This window comes from uncultured Microscilla sp. (assembly GCF_947493425.1).
Classification (GTDB): Bacteria; Bacteroidota; Bacteroidia; order Cytophagales; family Microscillaceae; genus Microscilla.
In genome coordinates, this window is sequence record NZ_CANLRP010000505.1 from 1 (window position 1) to 433 (window position 433).

Sequence of the window (433 nt, forward strand, 5' to 3'; positions counted from 1 at the left end):
GAAGAAGAGGAAGGGTTTGATCCCTGGGGGTGGGAACCTAACTACGGAGATAAAGACTTTGGGGTGAGCGACCGGGATTTTTATTAGTATTAAAATGATTGAACGAGGCTTTATGTGTTGTAAAGCCTCGTTTTTATCTTAGTTTAGGTACTCACTTGTCCAAAAAACTGTTGAACCTTGGGGGCAAGCTGTTCCTGCCAGTCCTGTTTGCCATCCACGAGGATAAAGATATCTTCCATGCCCTGTTCGGTCACGGTAAACAGGGCGTAGTTGAAGCAGTCGCCGTTGGGCAGACACATCAGGTACAAATGCCCCTGGGTGTATTCACTAAACTCCTCCAGAATAAATCCTGATGTACTATCTGAAGCCGGAATGACCTCTTTTTGGTATTCCTGTGGTTGAGGCACCTGGTCTGCCTGGTGGTAGTAGCGGG

At 47.3% G+C, this 433-nt stretch carries 1 protein-coding gene; it reads right to left on the minus strand.

Annotated elements, in window-relative coordinates:
• Positions 1-143: 143 nt before the first annotated feature.
• On the minus strand, positions 144-433 hold a 290-nt coding region (locus Q0954_RS34510), incomplete at its 5' end, for a hypothetical protein (protein WP_299466785.1).